General features: G+C 36.5%; 18 protein-coding genes and 2 pseudogenes. 7 read left to right on the top strand and 13 right to left on the bottom strand.

Annotation, left to right across the window (positions count from 1 at the left end):
• Positions 1–29: 29 nt before the first annotated feature.
• The 10 genes from ACFIMX_RS01430 to ACFIMX_RS01385 all read right to left on the bottom strand — a co-directional run bounded on the left by ACFIMX_RS01430 (position 30) and on the right by ACFIMX_RS01385 (position 10,199).
• A complete protein-coding gene (locus tag ACFIMX_RS01430) occupies positions 30–1,412 on the bottom strand; it encodes an ATP-binding protein (protein WP_375640590.1) in 1,383 nt (460 codons plus the stop codon).
• Positions 1,409–2,095, bottom strand: coding sequence for a response regulator transcription factor (locus ACFIMX_RS01425; protein WP_273791552.1), 687 nt, complete (start codon positions 2,093–2,095; stop codon positions 1,409–1,411). Before ACFIMX_RS01425 ends, ACFIMX_RS01430 begins: the two co-directional genes overlap by 4 nt.
• Positions 2,096–2,167: 72 nt before the next feature.
• Positions 2,168–3,679 (bottom strand): Do family serine endopeptidase, encoded by a 1,512-nt coding sequence (locus tag ACFIMX_RS01420; protein WP_375640591.1) that lies wholly within the window; start codon positions 3,677–3,679, stop codon positions 2,168–2,170.
• A gap of 217 nt (positions 3,680–3,896) precedes the next feature.
• Positions 3,897–4,307 (bottom strand): cytochrome c-type biogenesis protein CcmH, encoded by a 411-nt coding sequence (locus ACFIMX_RS01415; RefSeq protein WP_375640592.1) that lies wholly within the window; start codon positions 4,305–4,307, stop codon positions 3,897–3,899.
• A 1-nt stretch (position 4,308) separates the two neighbouring features.
• On the bottom strand, positions 4,309–6,288 hold the full coding sequence (locus ACFIMX_RS01410) for a heme lyase CcmF/NrfE family subunit (protein WP_375640593.1): 1,980 nt from the start codon (positions 6,286–6,288) through the stop codon (positions 4,309–4,311).
• A gap of 7 nt (positions 6,289–6,295) precedes the next feature.
• A complete protein-coding gene (gene ccmE, locus ACFIMX_RS01405) occupies positions 6,296–6,775 on the bottom strand; it encodes a cytochrome c maturation protein CcmE (RefSeq protein ID WP_375693928.1) in 480 nt (159 codons plus the stop codon).
• 77 nt (positions 6,776–6,852) lie between these two features.
• Entirely contained in the window at positions 6,853–7,623 is a 771-nt protein-coding gene (locus ACFIMX_RS01400; RefSeq protein ID WP_375617579.1) for a tetratricopeptide repeat protein, read from the bottom strand.
• A 234-nt stretch (positions 7,624–7,857) separates the two neighbouring features.
• Entirely contained in the window at positions 7,858–9,276 is a 1,419-nt protein-coding gene (locus ACFIMX_RS01395; RefSeq protein ID WP_375617578.1) for an ATP-binding protein, read from the bottom strand.
• On the bottom strand, positions 9,276–9,941 hold the full coding sequence (locus ACFIMX_RS01390) for a response regulator transcription factor (RefSeq protein ID WP_375606371.1): 666 nt from the start codon (positions 9,939–9,941) through the stop codon (positions 9,276–9,278). Before ACFIMX_RS01390 ends, ACFIMX_RS01395 begins: the two co-directional genes overlap by 1 nt.
• A gap of 21 nt (positions 9,942–9,962) precedes the next feature.
• Positions 9,963–10,199: a hypothetical protein gene (locus ACFIMX_RS01385; protein ID WP_375617577.1), complete on the bottom strand. Its 237-nt coding sequence runs from the start codon at positions 10,197–10,199 to the stop codon at positions 9,963–9,965.
• A gap of 347 nt (positions 10,200–10,546) precedes the next feature.
• On the opposite strand from ACFIMX_RS01385, the gene ACFIMX_RS01380 reads away from it, so the two are divergent.
• The 4 genes from ACFIMX_RS01380 to ACFIMX_RS01365 all read left to right on the top strand — a co-directional run bounded on the left by ACFIMX_RS01380 (position 10,547) and on the right by ACFIMX_RS01365 (position 15,157).
• On the top strand, positions 10,547–12,697 hold the full coding sequence (locus tag ACFIMX_RS01380; RefSeq protein WP_375617576.1) for a transglycosylase domain-containing protein: 2,151 nt from the start codon (positions 10,547–10,549) through the stop codon (positions 12,695–12,697).
• A 17-nt stretch (positions 12,698–12,714) separates the two neighbouring features.
• Entirely contained in the window at positions 12,715–13,311 is a 597-nt protein-coding gene (locus tag ACFIMX_RS01375) for a DUF1214 domain-containing protein (RefSeq protein ID WP_375640595.1), read from the top strand.
• Positions 13,304–13,843: a hypothetical protein gene (locus ACFIMX_RS01370; RefSeq protein ID WP_375640597.1), complete on the top strand. Its 540-nt coding sequence runs from the start codon at positions 13,304–13,306 to the stop codon at positions 13,841–13,843. Before ACFIMX_RS01375 ends, ACFIMX_RS01370 begins: the two co-directional genes overlap by 8 nt.
• Before the next feature lie 528 nt (positions 13,844–14,371).
• Complete coding sequence (locus tag ACFIMX_RS01365) at positions 14,372–15,157, top strand: DUF1499 domain-containing protein (RefSeq protein WP_375640598.1); 786 nt, start codon at positions 14,372–14,374, stop codon at positions 15,155–15,157.
• 1,568 nt (positions 15,158–16,725) lie between these two features.
• On the opposite strand, the gene ACFIMX_RS01360 is transcribed toward ACFIMX_RS01365, so the two are convergent.
• Entirely contained in the window at positions 16,726–16,926 is a 201-nt protein-coding gene (locus tag ACFIMX_RS01360; protein ID WP_375640599.1) for a hypothetical protein, read from the bottom strand.
• A gap of 255 nt (positions 16,927–17,181) precedes the next feature.
• On the opposite strand from ACFIMX_RS01360, the gene ACFIMX_RS01355 reads away from it, so the two are divergent.
• From ACFIMX_RS01355 to ACFIMX_RS01345, 3 genes are read left to right on the top strand one after another with little or no spacing between them, the layout of a single operon-like run.
• On the top strand, positions 17,182–18,849 hold the full coding sequence (locus ACFIMX_RS01355; RefSeq protein WP_375693927.1) for a peptidase domain-containing ABC transporter: 1,668 nt from the start codon (positions 17,182–17,184) through the stop codon (positions 18,847–18,849).
• The gene (locus ACFIMX_RS01350) at positions 18,839–20,167 is read left to right on the top strand and encodes an HlyD family type I secretion periplasmic adaptor subunit (protein WP_375693926.1); all 1,329 of its coding nucleotides are present in this window, start codon (positions 18,839–18,841) and stop codon (positions 20,165–20,167) included. Before ACFIMX_RS01355 ends, ACFIMX_RS01350 begins: the two co-directional genes overlap by 11 nt.
• Positions 20,167–20,598, top strand: coding sequence for a toxin-activating lysine-acyltransferase (locus ACFIMX_RS01345; protein ID WP_375640603.1), 432 nt, complete (start codon positions 20,167–20,169; stop codon positions 20,596–20,598). The genes ACFIMX_RS01350 and ACFIMX_RS01345 overlap by 1 nt, the downstream gene beginning before the upstream one ends.
• Before the next feature lie 319 nt (positions 20,599–20,917).
• On the opposite strand, the pseudogene ACFIMX_RS01340 reads toward ACFIMX_RS01345, so the two are convergent.
• A pseudogene (locus ACFIMX_RS01340) lies at positions 20,918–21,353 on the bottom strand (helix-turn-helix domain-containing protein).
• A 190-nt stretch (positions 21,354–21,543) separates the two neighbouring features.
• Positions 21,544–21,753, bottom strand: a pseudogene (locus ACFIMX_RS01335) (hypothetical protein); the annotation flags it as partial.
• Between the last annotated feature and the right edge of the window lie 77 nt (positions 21,754–21,830).

The following is a 21,830-nucleotide window of genomic DNA, read 5'->3' as shown; positions in this document are numbered from 1 at the left end:
TGAAAAGAGAAAAGTGAAGAAAAATATCTTTAAGGAAATAACAAAATAGCCCTAAGCCCTGGATTTGCATTTTCAAGTAACAATTCACCCCCGTGAAGCTTCATAACCGCTTTTGCTATACTTAAACCAATCCCAAACCCAGGTTGTGTGCGGCTTTCTTCAAGACGAACAAATCGTTCTGTCACTTTTTCACGTTTATCCTCTGCTATTCCTGGTCCATTATCGCTCACAACAACTAATAAATGTGCATCACGATATTCCATTGATAAGCAAACCTTCGCTTGCCTTCCACCTTTAGGCGCATATTTAATTGCATTATCTATAAGATTAAAAATTGATTGTGCAACAAGCTCACGATTCAATTTTAGCTCTTTATCAAATATATCTCCCAACTGAAGTAAAACACCTGACTCCTCAGCAAAAGGTTCGTAAAGCTCAACAGCATCCTCAATGATCAGTTTCATATTCATCATTTCAAGATGTTCAATTGCACTGCTGGCCTCAATACGTGAAATCATTAAAATCGCATTGAACGTACAAATAAGTTGATCTGACTCTGTAATAACCCTATCAAGGACCTGACGATATTCAAGCTTTGTCTTATTTCCTGAAAGTGCCTCTTCAGCGCGATTTCTAAGACGCGTTAACGGCGTTTTCAGATCATGAGCAATATTATCTGATACTTGACGTAAACCAATATTTAACTCTTCAATGCGGTCTAACATAACATTAAGATTGGTTGACAATCGATCAAACTCATCCCCTACTCCAGAAACAGGTAAACGCCCACTGAAATCACCATCCATCAAGCGCTGTGATGCAGCCGTTACATGATCAATCCTTTGTAAAGCTCTCCTGCCAACAAAAAACCATATGAGTAAAGCGCCTCCAACCATTGCAGCAAGTGCAATGATCACAGCTTTGCGAATAACAACAGCAAAACGTTCTGGCTCATCCAAATCACGTCCTATAAGAATCTTCATAGCATTAGGCAAATCAACAATAACCGCCAAAGCGCGATGTTCACTTGTTTTGCCATGTTCTCCAAAACGGGAATACAAAAAAGAGGTAGAAATAAAACCACTCTGATTCAAAAGACCTAATTCAATACGTGCTACATTTCCTGCTAAAATACGCCCCATAGAATCTGTAACAAGATAAAGAAATGCTCCTGGTTGTCTTGAACGATAATCAATAGTGCGCATTAATAAGGATAATCCCCCATAATTATAAGCATTTTCAATATACTTTAATTCTTCATGTAAAGCCTGTTCAGTTTGCTCTGTTAACAATGAAGCAGAAAATGCCGTCATATAAATAGAAAGTCCTGTTGCCACCAATCCAAACAATAAAATGTAAAGTGCTGAAAGCCTTAGCGCCGTCGTGCGCATTATATTAATCAAACGATTCATGCTTTGTTATCTGGTACTTTCAGCATATATCCAGCTCCACGCACTGTATGGAGAAGGGGAACATCAAAATCTTTTTCAATTTTGGCTCTCAAACGAGAGATATGGACATCAATGACATTCGTTTGTGGATCAAAATGGTAATTCCAAACGTTTTCCAAAAGCATAGTGCGTGTAACAACCTGCCCCGCATAACGCATCAAATATTCAAGTAAACGAAACTCTCGTGGTTGCAATAGAATGTTTCTATCACCTCGTTTTACCGTATGTGCTAACCGATCAAGCTCAAGATTACCTACACAGTAAACAGTTTCTGCTTCTTTAGGATTTTTCCGCCGTTGTAAAACTTCAACACGCGCAAGAAGTTCAGAAAAAGCATAAGGCTTTGTCAAATAATCATCTCCCCCTGCACGCAGCCCCGTTACACGATCATTAACTTGCCCTAAAGCAGACAGAATAAGAACCGGTGTTTCATTGCCTTTAGCGCGCAATTCAGCAATAATAGAAAGACCATCACGATGCAAAAGCATTCGGTCAACAACCATAACGTCATAATTTTCCGTGGTTGCTAAAGCATATCCCGTATCCCCATCATAAGCAACATCAACAGAATGCCCTACTTCCAAAAATGCTTTTTCGAGATAATGCCCCGTCTCATGATCATCTTCAATAACGAGTATCTTCATAAAACGTATCTCCATTATTTTATTATGTTGTAGGACAAATATTTAATAAACATTTGTTCTACAACTAAAGCCTTATTTTTTGAAAATTGGAAGAGCAACAAAACGATTTTGATCATTTGTTCGCACTTGTAAGAGTATAGCCTTTCGTCCTAACTGCTGAGCATTTTTGATTGTGTTAATAATATCAGAGACTCGTTTAACCGGTTTATTATTTACTGTCACAATGATATCACCAGGGCGTATCCCTTTATCTGCAGCATCTGAATCGGTATCGACATCCGTTACGACAACCCCTACACCATCATCAGAAGGCATAACAATCAAACCATAATTTTCCAATGTTTCATCTAAATCACTATGTCCATTTGAATATTTTGAAGTCTCTTTCTTACTTTCATCTTCAGACATTGAAGCGAGTTTAACCTTTATACTCTCCTCCTTACCTGATCTCCAAATCCCTATGGTTACCATTTCTCCTGGTTTAATATTTGCAATACGTTTCGCCAACTCACGCGCATCAGCAACTTTTTCATTATTCACTGAAATAATTACATCACCCGCTTTAATACCAGCTTTTTCTGCCGGTCCTTTTAACGGATCAGTAACCAAAGCACCTTTGGCTTCTTTCAATCCTATTGAATCGGAAATCTCCTTTGTTACCGGCTGAATCTGAACACCTAACCAACCACGTTGAACTGAACCTTTTTCAATAAGTTGTTGTACAACCTGTTTTACAGTCGCTGCTGGAATAGCAAAAGCAATCCCAACATTTCCTCCAGAAGGAGAAAAAATTGCTGTATTAACCCCAACAACCTTTCCATTAAGATCAAACGTTGGACCACCAGAGTTTCCTCTATTAACAGCAGCATCAATCTGAATAAAATCATCGTATACACCAGTGCCAATATCACGTCCACGTGCAGAAACAATACCTGCTGTCACAGTTCCACCAAGACCAAATGGATTCCCAATGGCAACAACCCAATCCCCAACACGAAGCTTTGAATCATCACCAAAATCAACATAAGAAAATTTTCTTTTATCATTCACTTTTAGTACGGCAAGGTCGGTTTTGGGATCTTTCCCAATGAGCTTTGCATTCAATTCTGTACCATCATCAAGAACAACAGTATAACTTGTTCCATCAGAAATCACATGATCATTGGTCACAATGTAACCATCAGATGAAATAAAAAAACCCGATCCAAAAGCAACAGGACGGAGTCTCTGCGATTGGTGCGGAAATTTATTTTTAGGTTTATCAAAATCATAAAACTCTTTAAAAAATCTTTTTAAAGGATGCTGATCTGGTAATTGATCAAGTCCTGGACCACTAAAAAAGTTGCTAAAGAACCTATCTTCTTTCTTTTTATTACTCTTTACTTGTACTGCTACAACGGCTGGTTTCACTTGAGCAACAATATCGGCAAATCCCTGTTGTTGCATTAACGAAGTAAATACAGAACTTGCATGAGCCTTTGTCATCCACAAGCTTGATGTACATCCATTAAAAAACAGTCCACTTTCCAATATCGCAGAAAAACTCACTGCGACAAATGTTTTAAAGAAAGCCTTTTTAACCATTTATTCTATGCTCCTATTCAATCATACCTTTATTCCAATTCCGATCACTTATAAAATACCACACCTTACCGTTTTCTGTCTAAATTATTAAAGTTTTGTAAGGTTTCAGTATTCCCTAATATAATTACAATAAGATTGTCTGCTTATTGCAGATGATCTGATTTTTTTCTTTTATGTAACATTTTTTTAATGCAATGACATTTTTGACTGTTCTTTTTCATTCACATAACGCATGATTATTTCGTTTGAAATGGAAAAATATGATACTTACGCCAATGATAATAATGATCAAAGGCGAGAACCATAAAAACCAAGTTATCTTATTCAATGGTGGTTTCAAGAGAATAAATTCACCATATCGCTCAACAAGAAAGTCAGTGATTTGCTGATTACTATAGCCCATTTTTAGCCTTTCCCGAATTAAAAGCCGTAAATCACGTGCTAAAGCAGCATCTGAATCATCAATTGATTGATTTTGACAAACCGGACAACGTAAATGCGATGAAATATGGCGTGCTCGCGCTTCAAGAATCTTATCCTTTAAAATCTCATCCGGCTCTACTGCTATTGCTAATCGAAAAGGAAACGTTGCAATTAAAAAAAATACAATCCAAAGAATTTTTTTCATCTCAATATCTTTTCCCAAAATTTAAAGCAAGCACTACCTTATTGTACATGCCAATGCGAAACCAATACCCCAAAAGAGAAAGACATCCCCCCATAGCCATCATGAATGCCCCTAACCAAATACATATTACATAAGGCTTCCACCATACGTGCACAACGAGACCCCGATTATCGATATGTCCCGGTACAATATATAGCTGTGATAAGCCATGATTTTTAAGACCAACTTCTGTTGTTGATGTATTTTGGCTTGAATAAAATCGCTTTGAGGCTGTTACATGACCTACAATGTTTTTATTTTCATATATTTTAAAATAAAACTCCATTGTCGAATAATTCGAACCAACACCATCATACACTGCATCAAAATGAAGCGTTTTATCCGCTATCGTCACCCTATCCCCTACGTTCATGATTAAAATACGTTCTTGCCCAAAACTTGCCACGCAAACAATACCAAATAATGTAACGCCTAATCCCATATGTGCTATTGCTGCACCAAAAGTAGACCATGGCAATCCAAGAAATCTCTTAACGCGTACTGAAAAAGCTCTCTTGCCATATCCACTCTTTCCCCATAGATCCGCTAAACTGCCTAAAAAAACAAACGCTGAAAGCCCAATCCCTAAAACTGCAAAAATATCACGCACAGATGTCGCATAAAATATTATAAAACAGACGATACCAACCAATACAAAAACAAACCACAACCGTTCAAAAACTGCAAGAAAATCACCGCGTTTCCATGCCATCATTGTTCCAAACGGAACAAACAACAACAGCAAAACCATTAGCGGTCCACAGGTAAGGTTAAAAAAAGCAGCCCCTACAGAAATTTTTTGCCCTGTTAATATCTCAATAAAATAAGGATAAAGCGTACCAATCAATACTGTTGCTGTTATTGTTGTCAGTAACAAGTTATTTAAAACAATAAACCCTTCACGTGAAATTGGTTGAAAAAATCTTTCTGTTTTTAAAATAGGGGTACGCAAAGCAAAAAGAAGAAAAGCAGCTCCCGTAAAAAAAAATAAAAGAGCAAGAATTGCTTGCCCGCGTGCTGGATCAACAGCAAAACTATGAACAGAAACTAAAAGCCCAGAACGCACAAAAAAAGTTCCCATCAGAGAAAGAGAAAAAGTAAGCAGCGCTAAAAACAGAGTCCAACTTTTCAATATTTCTCGTTTTTCGAGAACAAGAGCAGAATGTAAAAGAGCCGTTCCTGAAAGCCAAGGCATAAACGAAACATTTTCAACAGGATCCCAAAACCAATAGCCCCCCCATCCTAGCTCATAATAAGCCCAATAAGAGCCAACCATAATACCCAATGTCAAAAAACACCAAGCAAGTAAAAGCCACGGACGAATCCCACGCGCCCAAATTCTATCAACATGTCCCATAATCAATGCCGCAACGGCAAAAGAAAAACAAAGTGAAAAACCGACATAACCTAAATAAAGTAGCGGTGGATGAATTGCTAATGCGATATCTTGTAAAAGAGGATTGAGACCATTTCCCTGCAATGCTGGTGGATTCACACGTAAAAATGGGTTGGATACAAAAAGAATAAATAAAAGAAAAGCAGTTGTAATCCAACTTTGGCAAATTAAAATAAGCGTCTTAAAATCTTCTGGCAAATGTTGGCTAAAAAAAGCCATCAATGCACTAAAAAAAGCAAGACTTAAAACCCACAACAACATAGAGCCTTCGTGGTTACCCCAAACACCTGTAATTTTATAGAGCATCGGTTTTTCTGAATGAGAATTCTCAACAACGTTCAAAACAGAAAAATCAGATACGACATAAGCATAAATTATCACTAAAAAAGATAAAAGCAGTAATGTAAAAGTAATATATGTTAGAGGAACAACTGTTTGCATTAACAAACGCTCTCTCCACCAAAAACCTAAAGCAGGTAAAAATGCCCCTAATAAGCTTACTGAAAATGCTGCAGCTAAAAAAATATGACCCAGTTCGACAAGCACAATCGAATTATTTCTCCATAATGTAATATTTTTTCAAACGATCAGCTGTTTCTTTAGGCATATAAGTTTCATCATGTTTTGCTAAAATACGCATCCCTATAAAAAAGCCCTGTTTATCGAAATGCCCTTCTACAATCACCCCCTGACCTTCACGAAAAAGATCCGGTAAGGCACCATTGAAAACTACTTTTTCATGTTTTTTGTTATCCGTTACAAAAAAAACAACGCCTCTCTCTCCAACATATTGAACAGTTCCCTTTTCAACAAAGCCACCCAAACGCAAAGGGCGCTCCGTTAAAATATCTTCTCTTGTAATTTCAGAGGGCATTCTAAAAAAACTGACCGCATGACGCATTGCATACACTATGAGACTTGCTGCAATTGTCATAACCAAACAACATAATAATATGATCAGTAAGCGCCTTTTTTTTCGCTGTTCTAAAATAACCTTCCATGAGGCAGAATTCTTTAAAGATTGACTGTTCATAGACACTCTGCGAAAAAATTTTAAATACGTTATAATTAAGTATCAATATTTTATTTTTTAAGAGCTTTGCACATCTTCTACATAGGTGCAAGATTTCTTTTCTTTGTATGCTCACTCGATAAACCACGTAACTGAATCATCATTTTTTTAACACGTGATTGTCCTGAAAAATTTTCAGGCATTGTATCAAGAAAGCTTTGTAAAAATTGCACTGCCTGCGCAGTTTTTCCTGCTTGATGCAATGCATCGGCTAACAATAAACGTGGATAAAAATCTGTTGGCGCTAAATCTGCTGCTTTTTGAAAAGCATTTTGCGCTTCTTGCGTTATCACTCCCCCTTCATAACCAACCAATGCTAAACCGTATCCTACAAGCCTTGGAGCTGTTTCTCCATTCAAACGAAGTGCATCTAAATAAGTATTCACTGCTTCTTGAAAAAGGCTTTCTTCGAGATACCCTACCGCTAACGCATCTGCTAGCTTGCCATCATGAGGTGCACGGAAAAAAAGCACTTGTAAACGAATAAGCTTTTCTTGCTTACTAAGAGTTTGCGGATCCTTATCCATTAATTCGCTAAAAAAATAACTTTTCACTTCTGGATTGCCTGTCAGCCCATAAATATTCCATGTCATAAGGAGAACAAACAAGATACTTAAAGCCTTAAGAATATTTCTTTTTTTATAATGCATATAAAGCTTGTTAAACTCAATCATACGCTTATGGCTTCTATAACCATCCACGGTTTGAACTTTCCATTCTTTTTTTATCTCATCGTCAAAACGTAGTGAAAGAAAAAGAACACTTGCCAGAAAAATCAGAAAAAATGCTGCAAAAATTAATAAGAGCATATCGTTTTTTCCAATACGAACAGAGAATAACTCGCTTACATTTTATCCTCTTCATGAGAAAAGTGATGTAAATTAATTAAAATTCATTTTTTCATGGAGAATATTATAAAATCTATTATATACATCAATTAAACAAAGAAACTAAAAACAATGTTTCCCTACTCTGTTGATGTGTTGTCTGAAAATACTGCTTTACAAACTTTATAGACATTTCTTGCTTAAGGAGAAAATATGTTATTCTCCCATCTTAGGTAATAAAACTTTTGCATACAATCCACCCAAATCAGAACGTGATAAAAAGAGATTGCCACCATATTCACTGACCATATCTGAAACAATTGCTAACCCTAAGCCTGACCCTAGTTTACTTTCATTAAACCGCCGCCCTCTTTTTAATGCTTCATCAATTTTGTCTTCTGTTAAACCAGGACCATCATCTTCTACAAAGATACTAAAATATTCTGTTTCTTCAGCATTTTCTTCTAAACAACAAGAGATCAAAACCTTTGCGCGAGACCACTGAGTAGCATTTTCAATCAGATTCCCTATAATTTCTTCTAAATCTTCCTTCTCTCCAGAAAAAACAATATCATCAACATCCATAATAAATTGAATTTGTTTTTCAGGATTAAGCTTTTTCATAACCCGCACCAAGCGTTCAAGCACACTGCGAACAGACGTATGATAGACAACACTATCGCATTGTGCTGCAATCCGCGCACGCTGAAGATAATGATTGATTTGAGCTTGCATTATTTGCGTTTGCTCTCTCAACAAACTAGCCTTTTCTCCGCGCATCTTATCTGTCTCATTCATAATCACGGATAGAGGCGTCTTCAATGAATGCGCGAGATTACCAACCTGTGTGCGAAATCGCTCAATAATACGCTGATTATTATTAATGAGAGCATTCATCTCTTGTACAAGCGGCATCACTTCGCTTACTAAATCCGTATTCACATAATGAACTCTTCCTTCGCGAATATCATTCAATGCACGTCGAATAAGCTTCAACGGTTGAAAACTAAAGAAAATAATAGCAATATTAATAAGAACACTCCCGATACCGAAACTCCAAAGAAAAATTTGCAAAGTTCGCTTAAATTCCTTTACCTGGGCATGAGCTTCATCGATATTCCCAACAAGCCGAAAACGTGCAATATGATTTTTATTATCAAGAACAACATCACTCTCAATCACTTGTAGCTTTTGACCATTGTTCCCCGTTATCCGATAAGAGCGAAAGAATTTATTGTTAAAAGGTATATCAACATCACTTGGTGTAAATATCTCGCCTGTTCCCAATGAGGGGGATGTCAATCTTCCTTTTAAATTATGGGATATCGCAACAACTTCCCAATACCATCCTGTTGTTGGATCAGAATAACGAATATCATCAATCCCAGCCCCTCCTCTTAAAGTACCTTCTGATGACACCGTCACTGTTGCAATAAGACTGTAGAGTTGAGCAGAAAGGATACGCTCTAGACTTTGTTCAGTTGAACGCTTATAAAATAAAATACTTACTGCAGAAATCGATAAAATAGAAATAACAACCCATAATGTTGATAAGATCATAACACGTAAACTGAGAGATCGAGTAATTACAAAAAAGAACCTCCTATACCAATTATTCTCTTCAAAAACATTCATTAATCACCTCGCGTTCTCACGCGATATCCCATTCCTCGAATAGTTTCAATCAAATCCACTCCAAGCTTTTTCCGTAACCGACCTACAAAGACTTCCACTGTATTCGAGTCCTTATCAAAATCCTGATCATAAAGATGTTCAGTAAGCTCTGTTCTTGAAATGACCCTGTCACAATGATGCATGAGATACGAAAGCAGTCTGAATTCATAAGATGTTAGTTTAATCAATTGACCATCCACAAAAACACGAGACGTCTTTGTATCCAACAAAACATTTCCGCAACATAATGCACTTGTCGCATGTCCCGTAGTGCGACGAATTAATGCTCGCAAGCGCGCCATCACTTCCTCCAAATGAAATGGCTTCACAACATAATCGTCAGCTCCAGCATCAATACCGTGCACCTTATCAGACCAACGGTCTCGCGCTGTTAGCATTAAAACAGGCATGGAGAGCCCTTCTTGACGCCACTTTTCAACAACACTAATACCATCAATCTGCGGTAAACCTATATCAAGTATCACCGCGTCGTAAGACTCTGTGCTACCTAAAAAATAAGCCTCTTCACCATCGAAGGCACTATCGGAAACATATCCTGCACGTCTTACAGCTTCTGCTAATTGATGGTGAAGATTCCGATCATCTTCAACGATTAAGATACGCATCACAACACCATCTGCTAAAGACTAATCAGCAGGAACAAAAAACTCAACACGACGTAACTTTTCACCATTACGGGCTGGTACAACAACCACAATTGCACACATGTCCTTTCCCTCCTGAACAACCGGTTTTGAACGGACGAGAACCCCGCTCTCTTGCGCGGCAGCCTTCTTACCTACTTCAGCACACCCAGAAGCTCGAACAGAATCTGCTCCTAAAAAAGCTGCTATTATTACGAACAAGATTTTTTTTTTCATCATAAATACTTCAATAACCCATCTCTTCTCTTCCTTGATAAAGGATAAAAGAAATAATGGTTTTTTTTAGTCGATTAAAAAATTACAAATGAAAACAATTTATCCTCTATCTTACAGAAGTAACATATTAACATTACTCCAAATTTTTAAAAAATCAAAAAAATATTTTTAATAATGAGAATAAAAATTATTCAATAAAATAATAAAATATTAATATACTATCTTACAAAAAATGCATAATTCTAAAACAAATTCTTTCTCTGTTAGAACTATAGAAAAAAAATACTTCTACTCCATATAATTATGGTAGATTTGTTTGGTTGTATTGCTTTGCCATAGGCTCTCTTTAAATGTTTGATTTTTTTAAAAAAAAGAAAGGGCAACACCGTAAGCCATTTCATAGTCCTGCTCTCATTGAATTAGACGCACGATTAGACACAGCGCTGTATCACATTCATTCTGCTAACAGTTTTTTCTGGAAAAAGGCAAAAATCGTCTCACAAAATTTTCATCTTCAAGGATGGAAACGTTTTATCGTTGAAGTTCTCGATGAAATACTAACATTAGGGTTGATGGGATTTACTCTTTTTACCATTTTGGGCATTTCTGTTTTTGAACTGACCAAAACAGATTGGTCTTCTCCTAAAAACTTTTCCATTCTTTTTCTAGATCGCTATGGAAATTCCATTGGGCACCGTGGTGCACTGCCGGCAATCTCTGTCCCCGTTGAAGAAATGCCTGACACTGTCATTAAAGCGGTTCTCGCTACAGAAGACCGTCGTTTTTTTGATCATTGGGGTATTGATTTTCAAGGACTTACACGGGCAATTTCACAAAATATGCAAGCTAAAGGCGTGGTGCAAGGTGGTTCAACTCTCACACAACAATTGGCTAAAAATTTATTTTTAACAAACGAAAGAACCATAACACGTAAAATCAAAGAAGCTTATCTTGCTCTTTGGCTAGAAGCAAATTTTAGCAAAAAGCAGATTTTACAACTTTATCTTGACCGAGCCTATATGGGAGGAAACAATTTTGGTATTGCCGCAGCGGCAAAATTTTATTTTGGAAAAAACATACGCCATATATCTTTAAGTGAATCTGCTATGTTAGCAGGACTCTTTAAAGCTCCAACAAAATATGCTCCTCATAGTCATCTCTTTGCTGCTCAAACACGTGCCAATGTCGTCCTTTCTAATCTTGTTAATAGTGGCTTTATGACGAAGAGCCAAATTATCAATGCGCATCGCCACCCTGCTAAGGCACTTCCCCAAATAGAAAATAATCAGCCAGATTATTTTCTTGATTGGGCATTCGAGGAAGTCAAAAAAATGCGTAATCAACTTCCAAGCCATAGTTTAATTATTCAAACAACCCTTGATCCGAATATTCAAAAAGCAGCAGAAGAATCAATCGCATATCATTTACATCAATATGGTCAACAATATCGCGTAACCCAAGCTGCCACCGTTATACTCGATAATAACGGTGCCGTATGCGCAATTGTTGGAGGACTAGATTATAAAAAGAGCCAATTTAACAGAGCGACACAAGGCGGACGGCAAACTGGTTCTTCATTCAAACCTTATGTTTACGCAACCGCACTGGAACACGGACTGTCTCCCTCGACAATCGTTTTAGATGCTCCTATCAATTGGGGAGGTTGGACACCCAAAAATAATTCTGGTCGTTATTTGGGGAAAATTGATTTAGCAACAGCTTTAGCTTTTTCCATTAATACAGTCCCTGTGTATCTCACCTATCAATATCTTAACCGTGATACCCAACCCATCATAGATCTCATCAAGAATATGGGAATTAACGCGCATATTTTATCACACAAAACAATGATTCTTGGCACTTCCAATATGACCCCCATGGATCAAGCAACTGGCTTTAATGTCTTTGCCAATGGAGGAATAGCTGGTAATCGTCATGGGTTCACGCAAATCAGAACAATCGATGGGCATGTGGTATGGGATTTCGAACATAACAGAAATAAGTTACACCGAGTTCTGAGTGAACAATCAACAGCTTATATGAACCAAATGATGGTGGGTGTCACGACACGAGGATCTGGTAAGCGTGCTGCTCTGCCCATGACTCTCGTCGCAGGGAAAACTGGAACATCACAATCTTATCGTGATGCTTGGTTTGTTGGCTTTACAGGCAATTATACGGGAGCCGTATGGATGGGAAATGATAACTTTTCACCGATGAATCGTGCTTTTGGGGGTGGCGTTCCTGCCATGATATGGCATCGCATCATGCTTGCTGCACATCAAAATATCATGCTCAAACAGCTCTATGGTGTTAAAGATTCTCTCCTTCCTTATCAGCCCCCAATACTTTCCTCCCATGCAGATTCTGAAGTTCCTCCTCCAATACCTTCTACACTTTCTCCTGAAACATTAAATATCGTGCGATTGATTAACAAAGATCTGAAAAAAACATCTGCAATTTCTTTGAAAATGAAAACAACTGGAGATTCAACATTTTGAATTCAAGATATTCACTGATGTTTTTTAATATCACCATTTTCTTTTTTATCTTCGCTTTTTCCATTTTATGTGGAAAACTGAGTGTCGATTATGTGCTCAATTCCTTTCCTCATTTTGGACGCTTTAGAATTGGAAAATGGAGTGCTTATCCACAAATGGGAACAGCCAATATGGATCCTTATAACCGCGCCCGCACCGCTAAACAAGGCATTGTTTCACTCGGACGAACTGAAGGTATTCAATTCCAGATTTGGCAAGATAACCAAGGGCGTCCACTTCATCATCACTGTCATTATTTGCTCAAAGGCACCATCCCTGAAACCCGTCTTTTTACCCTTTATACAGCTGACAAGTCCCTTAAACCCTATACTTCATCCAAAGAAATACCTTTTGAACTCTACACTGACAATATTATCTATGAGCATGATGGCTCATTGCGCATTAATATTTCACCCACACCGCAAACCGGCAATTGGCTTGCAACAGTTAGTCAAAAAGAATTCGGGCTTATTCTTACTTTATACGATACCCAAATCATCTCAGCAACGGCATTACAAACGCTTACAATGCCATCAATAGAACAAATCCCATCAGGACAAATAAATTGTGACTAGATTTATTTATACCGCACTTCTTGCAATCATTGGCGCTATTATCGTTCATATTTGCGTTCTCTTTCTGATCCCCTATTGGGCACAGGATAATATATGGACAGCACTTAAAAAATCCGGAGCCCCTTATCAATTTGTTGCTTTTACTCCCGATAATCCTATTCAACAATCTGCTGATCCCCTCTTTCTTCTTAAAGTCTGTAGATTTAACCTTGAAAATGGACCTGTTCATTTAAAAGCTGTGAAAACACAACAATTTTGGTCACTAGCAGCCTACACACACGACGGAATTATTTTCTATAGCCTTAATGACCGAACAGCCCCTGATGCGACACTCGATCTTATCATTGGAAAACCAATACAAATCATAGAACTCAAAAAATCAAAACCTAAAAAAAATACCAATTCAGTTTTGGTTGCTAAAAATTTGAATGAAGGGTTTGTTATTTTACGTACTTTTGTCCCTTCTTCCCTTGCGAAAAAAGAAAGTGAAGCTTTCCTTTCATCTGCGACCTGCCGTATATTTTATGAATAAAAACCGACTAACCTCTCATTTGTACAACACCTTACTTTCTATACAAAATACATGAAGCCTATCAAAATGGTTATCTTTTTTCTCTATTAATTGAATATTCAAATTTATCTGATTATAAATCCCTCAATTTTTTATTGATATATAATGAAATCTCTATTGCACATCATCATATCCTATTTGATACGCATTATCTGACAGAAAAAACTCCCCGCAATCAGAAGAGAAAAATCAAGAGTAAAGCTCTAAAAAAATATGCTGCTAACAATTGTAAAACTTGTTATTTGAGTTTATTTTTTTTATTTACAAACATTCCCATAAAATTCGCATCAATGACATGATAAACTATAGAAGAAATACTGTTTACCTTCAATAAAGTGCGAAAATAATCGCTGGAAACTTATAAGACATTACGCATCCTTGACCTCAAAAATAAGTGCTTTATTTTTCTCTTATAAGCAGAAGCTTTTTGTACGATAGGCACTCTGAAAAAACTTGGCTTATAGTTTACAATTGAGGGGAAAAAACTTCATGAAGAAGAGATATGTTCGGTTCGTTTCAAGAGCAGCAGTATGGTCCCCTCGATTTGGTGGATTGTCGTTCTTTATTTTATTATTTTCAGTCATTTTACAACGTTTTTCCGTTATTAACGTAACCGATTTCATAATTTTGATAGGTATCTCTACTGGCTGTGTAATTATTTCTCTTTTTCTGGCTATTAAAGCACTTCATAGTTTATGGTTATATGGTGCTCTAGGGGGAATGAAAGCTTTAAAAGGGATCATTTATTCATTAATAACGGCTACACCACTGATGCTCTTTTGGGGACTTTGGTTTACCTTACCGGCTCTTTACGACGTTTCTACCGATACACAAAAACCGCCGGCTTTTTTTCGCACAATACGTCCCAGCGATGCTTTACCGCTCAAAAGTGTTTTGACTGAACAAGCAGCAATACAGATGTCACAATGGCCAGAAATATCGGGGCGCCGTTATGATGGCTCACCTAACCGTATTCGCGAATCCGTTCTTAATGTTTTAGCTGCGTATGATTGGCCTGTTGTAGCGCAACGAGAATTCAAAGGCGAAGAAAATGAAATTTATATCGAAACGAGAGCAAAAACTTTTTACCTTGGCTTTATTTTAGATATTGTTATTCGTTTAACTGATGAAGGGGATACAACTTTTGTTGATATGCGTTCTGCTTCTCGTTATTTGCCAAGAGATTTGGGGACAAATGCTGCTTTTATTATCGATTTTATGGATGCACTTGATACAGAAATCGCCTCACTTCCTCTTTCTGAAGATAATGAGTAGAGGTTAGAAGTATAGTAAGTTACATTTACTAAATTAGCTTATTTCAAAAATAAATTTTGAGACGTGCAGAAACGCACAAAACATTTATCGTCTCTCGACGGCCATAAGCATTACTGACAAGTTCTTTAAACACCCAAAAGCAACTTATAGCCTCTTTTTAGCGCGTGACATATAGATAAAATATTTGAATTCAAATTCTAAACTTAAATACTATAATTGATTTTACATATATTTTTTATGCTCAGAAATCTCATCATAAAAGTAGGAAAGAAGACTTATCTAATAAGGAAATTAAGCATTTCTTACAGGCGCATTTTTCCAATGAAAATAGAAAAATACACCCTCATCAAGAAAGATGAAATACATTTATCATAAAATATGATGCATATGTAATATAGTTACAGAAAAAATTAACAATAAAATACACATAAATTAATCTGTATTTTACAATAAATGATTATTTCAATTTTATAAAGAAATTTCATAATAATAAAAAAAATATATATTATTACAAATAATAGAAACTTATTTAAATGAAAATAATTTTTTATCAAACATAATTTAAATATAAATACTAATATCTAATATATTTAAACGCAACATAAATAAAACAAAACGCCCAAAATAACAAAAAGAACCCACTAAATGTCTTAATTGCTTCCTTTATACTATTTTTCCAACTGTCACCACTGTATCTATAAATTAATGAAAATATAAAAACAAATATTGAAAATAAAATATCAAAAACATTATTATATAAAGATAATAAATAATCATTTTTCATATAAATAACGTATACAAATAAAAACTGTTATAGAAAGTAATATAACAAATATAATGAACAAAAATGTGCTTAACAACATTTTTTTCACAATTTCCTTGTTACTATAACATTTAAATTTATACCGTAAAAACATTGCATAGAAAAATATAAAGAAAGCACATGTAGAATATAATAATTCTGCAATAATACTAATAATATCACTCATAAAAAAAATCGAAATTAAATATATATAAAAACAATAAACATTAACATATATTATATCATACAAAAGTTAATAAAGTAAAATAATATAAAAAATAAAATTTCCAAATTAATCTATAATTATAAATTAATAATGAATAATCATTGTTCATAGAAATAACGTATATAAATAAAAAATGTTATAGAAAATAATATAACGAACAAAAATATTCTTAACAAAATTTTTTTCCAAATTTCTTTTTTACTATAACCTTTAGATTTATAATATGAAAACAATGTATAGAAAAATATAAATAAAGCACCTATAGAAAATAATAATTCTACAATAATACGAATAAGATCATTCATAAAAAAAATCCAAATTAAATATATAATTTTGTAAAATTATGCACCTAAACCTTCCTGTCAAGTTTGTAGACACATAATTATGCCTACAAGCTTGTTCATTTTAGAAATATCTGCTGATTTTTATATTAGCGATAACATCGATAGGCTGTATTTCCTATACCTGTGGCAAATCCTACTCCAGAGCCAACTCTTCCTCCTAACCATAAACCTTCCGCAGCGCCTATTGGTCCTCCAGTTACCCCCCCATAACTCCACCAATTACCACTCCCATATCATGTCCCCTATGTCCCATTGAAAATCCTGCAGAGAGATAATCTCCAACAGTACACCCAGGTCGTGATCCACTGCTTGAAAAATTCATTGATGAAATATTTGACCACGTATTAGAAACATGAGACCAACCATTAGAAAAACTAGAACCAAATGGACGAAACATATAAAACCTCTTTAATTATTGTTAAAAATAACTGTATCATAATGATGCAGCTGGAATTTCATTATTGTTCATTTTATAATAAGTCAAACATAATTTGTATAAATAACAATAAAAATACTTTATAAATAATAAATACATTATATTTATATTATAATCTACAAAATGTATATTTTGTATAAATATAATACTATTTACAATACTGTTTAAATATGCGACATCCATCGCTCTTTCTCTTAAACAAAATCATAAATTCAAATGAGTCATTCACAAGAAAAACTAGTATCGTTCTCTTGGTTTACAAGAACAACAAAGAAATATATCTATTATGTCATCGAACTTAGTTGCGTTGCTGTTGTTTTGCGTTTGCTGGGCTTGGTGAATCCTTTTATTTTTCAAGCGATTATCGACCGTATTCTCCCTTTTCAGCGTATTGAAAGTCTCTATGCTATCGTTGTCTTGATGGTTGCTATCATGCTGTTTAGCACGGCTCTTAGCACTCTATCAGGCTACTTAGGAGCTTATTTAGCCAATCGGCTTACACTAGAATTTGGACGGCGCATTTACACCCATGTGTTAAGCCTTTCCTTGCCTATTTTACGCACTTGGCAAGTGGGGGAACTGTTCACGCGAATCGGAGAGATTGATACAATTCGCGGGTTTCTAACAGGAACCATCGCCACAACTGTGCTAAATGTTCTGTTCGCAATCATTTATCTTGCTGCACTCTTTTCCATTAGTCCAAAACTGACCTTTATTGTCCTTATTGTTTTACCTTTACAAATGGGTTCTTTAGCGCTAGTCGGTCCCTTCTTACGCCGCCAATTACGCCGTGCTTTCACTCTGCAAGCCGCCCATCAATCGCGCCTCATTGAAAGTTTTACCAATCTTGAAGCCATAAAAGCGCATGTAAAGGAGCTAGCTCATACAATACGCATGCAAGAAACTTTAGCCCCTAGTTTAGATCAAAGCCTTACGACCAGTAAATTGCATCTTCTCAATGGAGCCATGAGCCATATTTTTGGTGATCTTTTCACTATTTTTATTATCTTTTTTGGTGCTCAGGCAGTTCTTCAAAACCAGATTACACTAGGACAACTTATTGCCTTTCATCTCCTCGCTGGAAATGTTTCTGGTCCTATCTTAAGCCTTGCATCCCTATGGGAAGAATGGCAGCATTTGAAAATCTCTCGTCTTCGTTTGGGCGATATTCTTAACTCCCCTTCAGAATGGGAAGAAGAAAAGCCGTCTCTTCAACTCAGCGCTCCTCCTCATCTTGAAGCCAACGATCTCTGTTTTTCTTATGGAGATAAGTCCATTATCAATCATCTTAATGTCTGTTTACAACCTGGGCAACCAATTATGTTACTTGGTCCTTCAGGGTGCGGAAAAACAACCTTGGCGAAGCTCCTTTGTGGTCTCTCCCCCCCAACAAGCGGAAAGATATTGATTAACGCCCAACCTTTACAGAATTTTGATGTCCGTAGCGTGCGTAAAACAATCGCGTATTTTCCTCAAAATCCTTGCCTTTTTTCCGGAACTATTCTTGAGAATATGCTTCTTGCTAAACCAGATGCCACTAAAGATGAAATCGATGCTGCACTATATGTTAGTGCTTGCCATGATTTGATTGCTCAGTTGCCTCTAGGACTCAATACTCAAGTAGGAGAGCAAGGTGGTTTTTTATCAGGTGGTCAGCGCCAACGCTTGGCTTTGGCTTGTTTCTTTCTGATAAACCCAAGCCTGCTTATTTTGGATGAACCTACTTCCGCATTGGATGACGCTGTCAGTGCACAAATTGTTGAGCATTTATATAAACTTTCGCAAGATCGTATTGTTCTTGTTATTACCCACAAAAGTGACCTCTTCCCTCAGCATGCAACCGTCTTAAACTTTACTGATTTGGAGGCAAAAAATGGCAGATAAAGCTCCCTATTTGCGCCCTTTGTCACCAACGCTTCATATGGTGGTTGCTGTTTTAGTCACCTTATTTCTCTTTATTGTGATCGGCAGCTTTATCGCAAAAACAGAGATTGTTGCACGGGGGCAAGGAAGTGTTATTCCCACCGCTTACGTTCAGCTGGTCCAAGCGCAAAATACAGGACGCATTGAGAAAATTCTTGTAAAAGAAGGGCAATTTGTTCATCAAGGCGATCTCCTTATTCAATTAGATCCCCGTGAAGCCCTCAATGAATGCGCACGTGTTCAAGCAGATATCGCGCAACAAACCCTTCAAGCACAAATCGCAACAGCTATTTTAACAGCTTTGCATGAAAGTGATCCTTTGGATAAAGATTTTGTAGCCAAAGGGCTTGCCTATCTGCCAGCTCCTCCTTCTGGCAACACGACTGCAAGAATAGAAGGGGAAAAACTCATTAGCGCTACCCTTCAATCTCTCCAAGATAAATTAAGAGCGCTAAAAGCACAAGCGGACCGCGTCGAGCGCAGCGGTTCAACACAACATGCGCAATTAGATAGGTTGGAAGATGATCGTCAATTAAGCCAAGGAAAATTAAAAGCTGCAAAAAGCCTAATGGAAACAAAAGTCATTAGCCAAGCGGTTTATTTAGAGCGTTTACATGACTTTAAAAATGTCGAGCATGAAATTTTAACCAATCAAAGGCGTTTGGAAGAAAATGCCGCCGAAATAAACACCCTCCGCCAACAAAGGCAAAGTCTCATTTCCGATGAAATCGCCCGCTATCGGCAACTTTCGCGTGAAACAGAACTGAATCTTCAAGGATTAAAAGCAAAACTTGATAGCACTCAATACCATCTTGACCACTTATCACTTTATGCACCTGTTGATGGACGTATCGATGATTTAAGTATCCATACTTTGGGTGGCTTTGTAGAGGCTGGTAAAACGCTCATGCGCATTGTCCCTGGTGCGGACGGTCTCATTGTTGAAGCGTTTTTTGATAATCGAGATATTGGTTTTTTAGAAAAGGGCCAACGTGCTTACATCAAGTTTTCTGCCTTTCCACCTGAACGTTTCGGTGTTATCCACGGTACAGTCGTTAATGTAGGCGCTACAGCGCGCTATGATAAAGAAATTAATAATGGTGTCTACGCTGTTTTAATCAAAATTGACCAAGATCATATCACTTTGAATAACAAACAACTTAAATTTATCCCTGGCATGACTGTGACAACGGATGTCATTACCTCAAAACGGCGTCTCATTTCTTATTTCTTTGAACCTATCACCAAAATTTTAGAACAATCTCTAAAGGAAAGATAATGTCTGTAAATGAAAATTCATCACCTTCACTCATAGATCCTCTTACAGCGTTAGGAGCTATGGTTGTTTTAATGCTTACATCTCCCTTATACCGCCGCTGGCGAATCTGGGATATAGATCGAAATTTAGGACCAGCTTTACAGACTGGGCAATATAAACTCTATAAAAATGAACGTGGAGAATTTTGCGCCTTTATCACTTGGGCTTTTTTAGATGAGAAAAATCATCAATCTATGCTTGAAAAGGGAGAGCTTTTGTCCGATGCGGATTGGCAAGGCGGAGAATATATGTGGTTTATTGATTGTGTGGCACCCTATGGACATGCTGCTGGTATGGTACATGACATGCAGCGGCATGTGTTTCCTAATCAGCATTATTGCTACGCTGTTCGGCGTAATGAAGATGGTGGAATACGGAAAATCACCCGCTGATGTTGCTATAGAGCAAAAAATCCAGTCAAATAGTTTTTCTAAAGCAAGTGCGCATAAATCATTTCCCCCTCGTCTTGTAGAAAAGAATCTTTTAAAAGAGCTCTTTAAGCGATAGCTATAGTAAAAGAAAACCTTACCATATTTAGAGCTAACCCGCTACAAATGGGTATTTTTCAGCTTACAAAACTTGCTATGAATAGCAACAGATGGTTAAGGGGATTGATCCACTCTCAAGCTGAAATTTGATTAACTAATTTCACTAGAATTGGCTGGGATACCTGAATTCGAATCTAAATTTAATTGCAATAAACTATTGATTTTATTTATATTTTTTAAGGTTATGGACCATATAATTAGGTTCGGGAATAGGATTTTTACACTTTCCTTTACAAAATGCATTCTTTTTGCCAGCTTTCTCTAATAATTTTTTTAATAGTTCTAAATCTTCTTGTGAAATAATGTTTACTCAGTCTAGAAAACATACCAACAGTTTCACATCTGAAAGTATCAGAAGGCTTTATAATAAAACTTTTGCGACAAGAATAGGCTTCTTTTTTTAAGAGAGAAACCATAGCTTTATCTAAAGCATAGAGTTCAATTATCTTTTCCTCCAGCCCTACAGGAACAGATCTTTTGCCAATTTCTACAGATGATAAAAATGCTACAGATACATCTAATTTTTTAGCCATATCTAAAAGGCGTTCTGAATGATCAATGCGAAGTTTGCGTAAGGTTTTACCAAATGGTGTTGGCATCTAAAAAATCCTATTAAAAAAGAAGCTCTCTCGTGATTCTAGCAGAAATTCTCAGGTTTTCGTTAACTGATTTTTTACTATAATGGTTTTTTTAATTTTTTGAGAACCACTGCTTTAAATGTGCAATGACATTATCTAGCGCATCCATAAGACGAGCAAAATCAAGGATAAGCAAAAAGATAAAAAACNTTGAGAACCATTGTTTTAAATGGGCGAAGATATTGTCTATCGCATCCATGAGGCGTGCAAAATCAAGGATAAGCAAAAAAAGAAAAAATGCTATCCACTTCATCAAGCGAGACATCATTTTCACGCTTTGATAGGTGATGATCATTTCTTGAAGCATTTCTTTTTCCGATTCTGTAAGCTCTATATCGTCTTGTGTTTTTTTTCTAGCCATGTTTCCACCCACACAAGCGTTGACCCTGCTTGTTATGCTTTAAGATCTCTCTTGCTAAGTTTGAGCTAATGGTGTTC

The sequence above is a fragment of the Bartonella sp. AD24XZML genome (assembly GCF_042196485.1).
Lineage (GTDB): Bacteria > Pseudomonadota > Alphaproteobacteria > Rhizobiales > Rhizobiaceae > Bartonella.
This window is presented reverse-complemented; position numbering and strand designations above follow the sequence as displayed.

Coding starts and splice junctions, on each gene's coding strand:
- ACFIMX_RS01430 (WP_375640590.1), bottom strand. CDS start 1,412: ATGAATCGTTTGATTAATATAATGCGCACGACGGCGCTAAGGCTTTCA.
- ACFIMX_RS01425 (WP_273791552.1), bottom strand. CDS start 2,095: ATGAAGATACTCGTTATTGAAGATGATCATGAGACGGGGCATTATCTC.
- ACFIMX_RS01420 (WP_375640591.1), bottom strand. CDS start 3,679: ATGGTTAAAAAGGCTTTCTTTAAAACATTTGTCGCAGTGAGTTTTTCT.
- ACFIMX_RS01415 (WP_375640592.1), bottom strand. CDS start 4,307: ATGAAAAAAATTCTTTGGATTGTATTTTTTTTAATTGCAACGTTTCCT.
- ccmE (WP_375693928.1), bottom strand. CDS start 6,775: ATGAACAGTCAATCTTTAAAGAATTCTGCCTCATGGAAGGTTATTTTA.
- ACFIMX_RS01400 (WP_375617579.1), bottom strand. CDS start 7,623: ATGCTCTTATTAATTTTTGCAGCATTTTTTCTGATTTTTCTGGCAAGT.
- ACFIMX_RS01395 (WP_375617578.1), bottom strand. CDS start 9,276: ATGAATGTTTTTGAAGAGAATAATTGGTATAGGAGGTTCTTTTTTGTA.
- ACFIMX_RS01390 (WP_375606371.1), bottom strand. CDS start 9,941: ATGCGTATCTTAATCGTTGAAGATGATCGGAATCTTCACCATCAATTA.
- ACFIMX_RS01385 (WP_375617577.1), bottom strand. CDS start 10,199: ATGATGAAAAAAAAAATCTTGTTCGTAATAATAGCAGCTTTTTTAGGA.
- ACFIMX_RS01380 (WP_375617576.1), top strand. CDS start 10,547: ATGTTTGATTTTTTTAAAAAAAAGAAAGGGCAACACCGTAAGCCATTT.
- ACFIMX_RS01375 (WP_375640595.1), top strand. CDS start 12,715: ATGTTTTTTAATATCACCATTTTCTTTTTTATCTTCGCTTTTTCCATT.
- ACFIMX_RS01365 (WP_375640598.1), top strand. CDS start 14,372: ATGAAGAAGAGATATGTTCGGTTCGTTTCAAGAGCAGCAGTATGGTCC.
- ACFIMX_RS01360 (WP_375640599.1), bottom strand. CDS start 16,926: ATGTTTCGTCCATTTGGTTCTAGTTTTTCTAATGGTTGGTCTCATGTT.
- ACFIMX_RS01355 (WP_375693927.1), top strand. CDS start 17,182: ATGAGTCATTCACAAGAAAAACTAGTATCGTTCTCTTGGTTTACAAGA.
- ACFIMX_RS01350 (WP_375693926.1), top strand. CDS start 18,839: ATGGCAGATAAAGCTCCCTATTTGCGCCCTTTGTCACCAACGCTTCAT.
- ACFIMX_RS01345 (WP_375640603.1), top strand. CDS start 20,167: ATGTCTGTAAATGAAAATTCATCACCTTCACTCATAGATCCTCTTACA.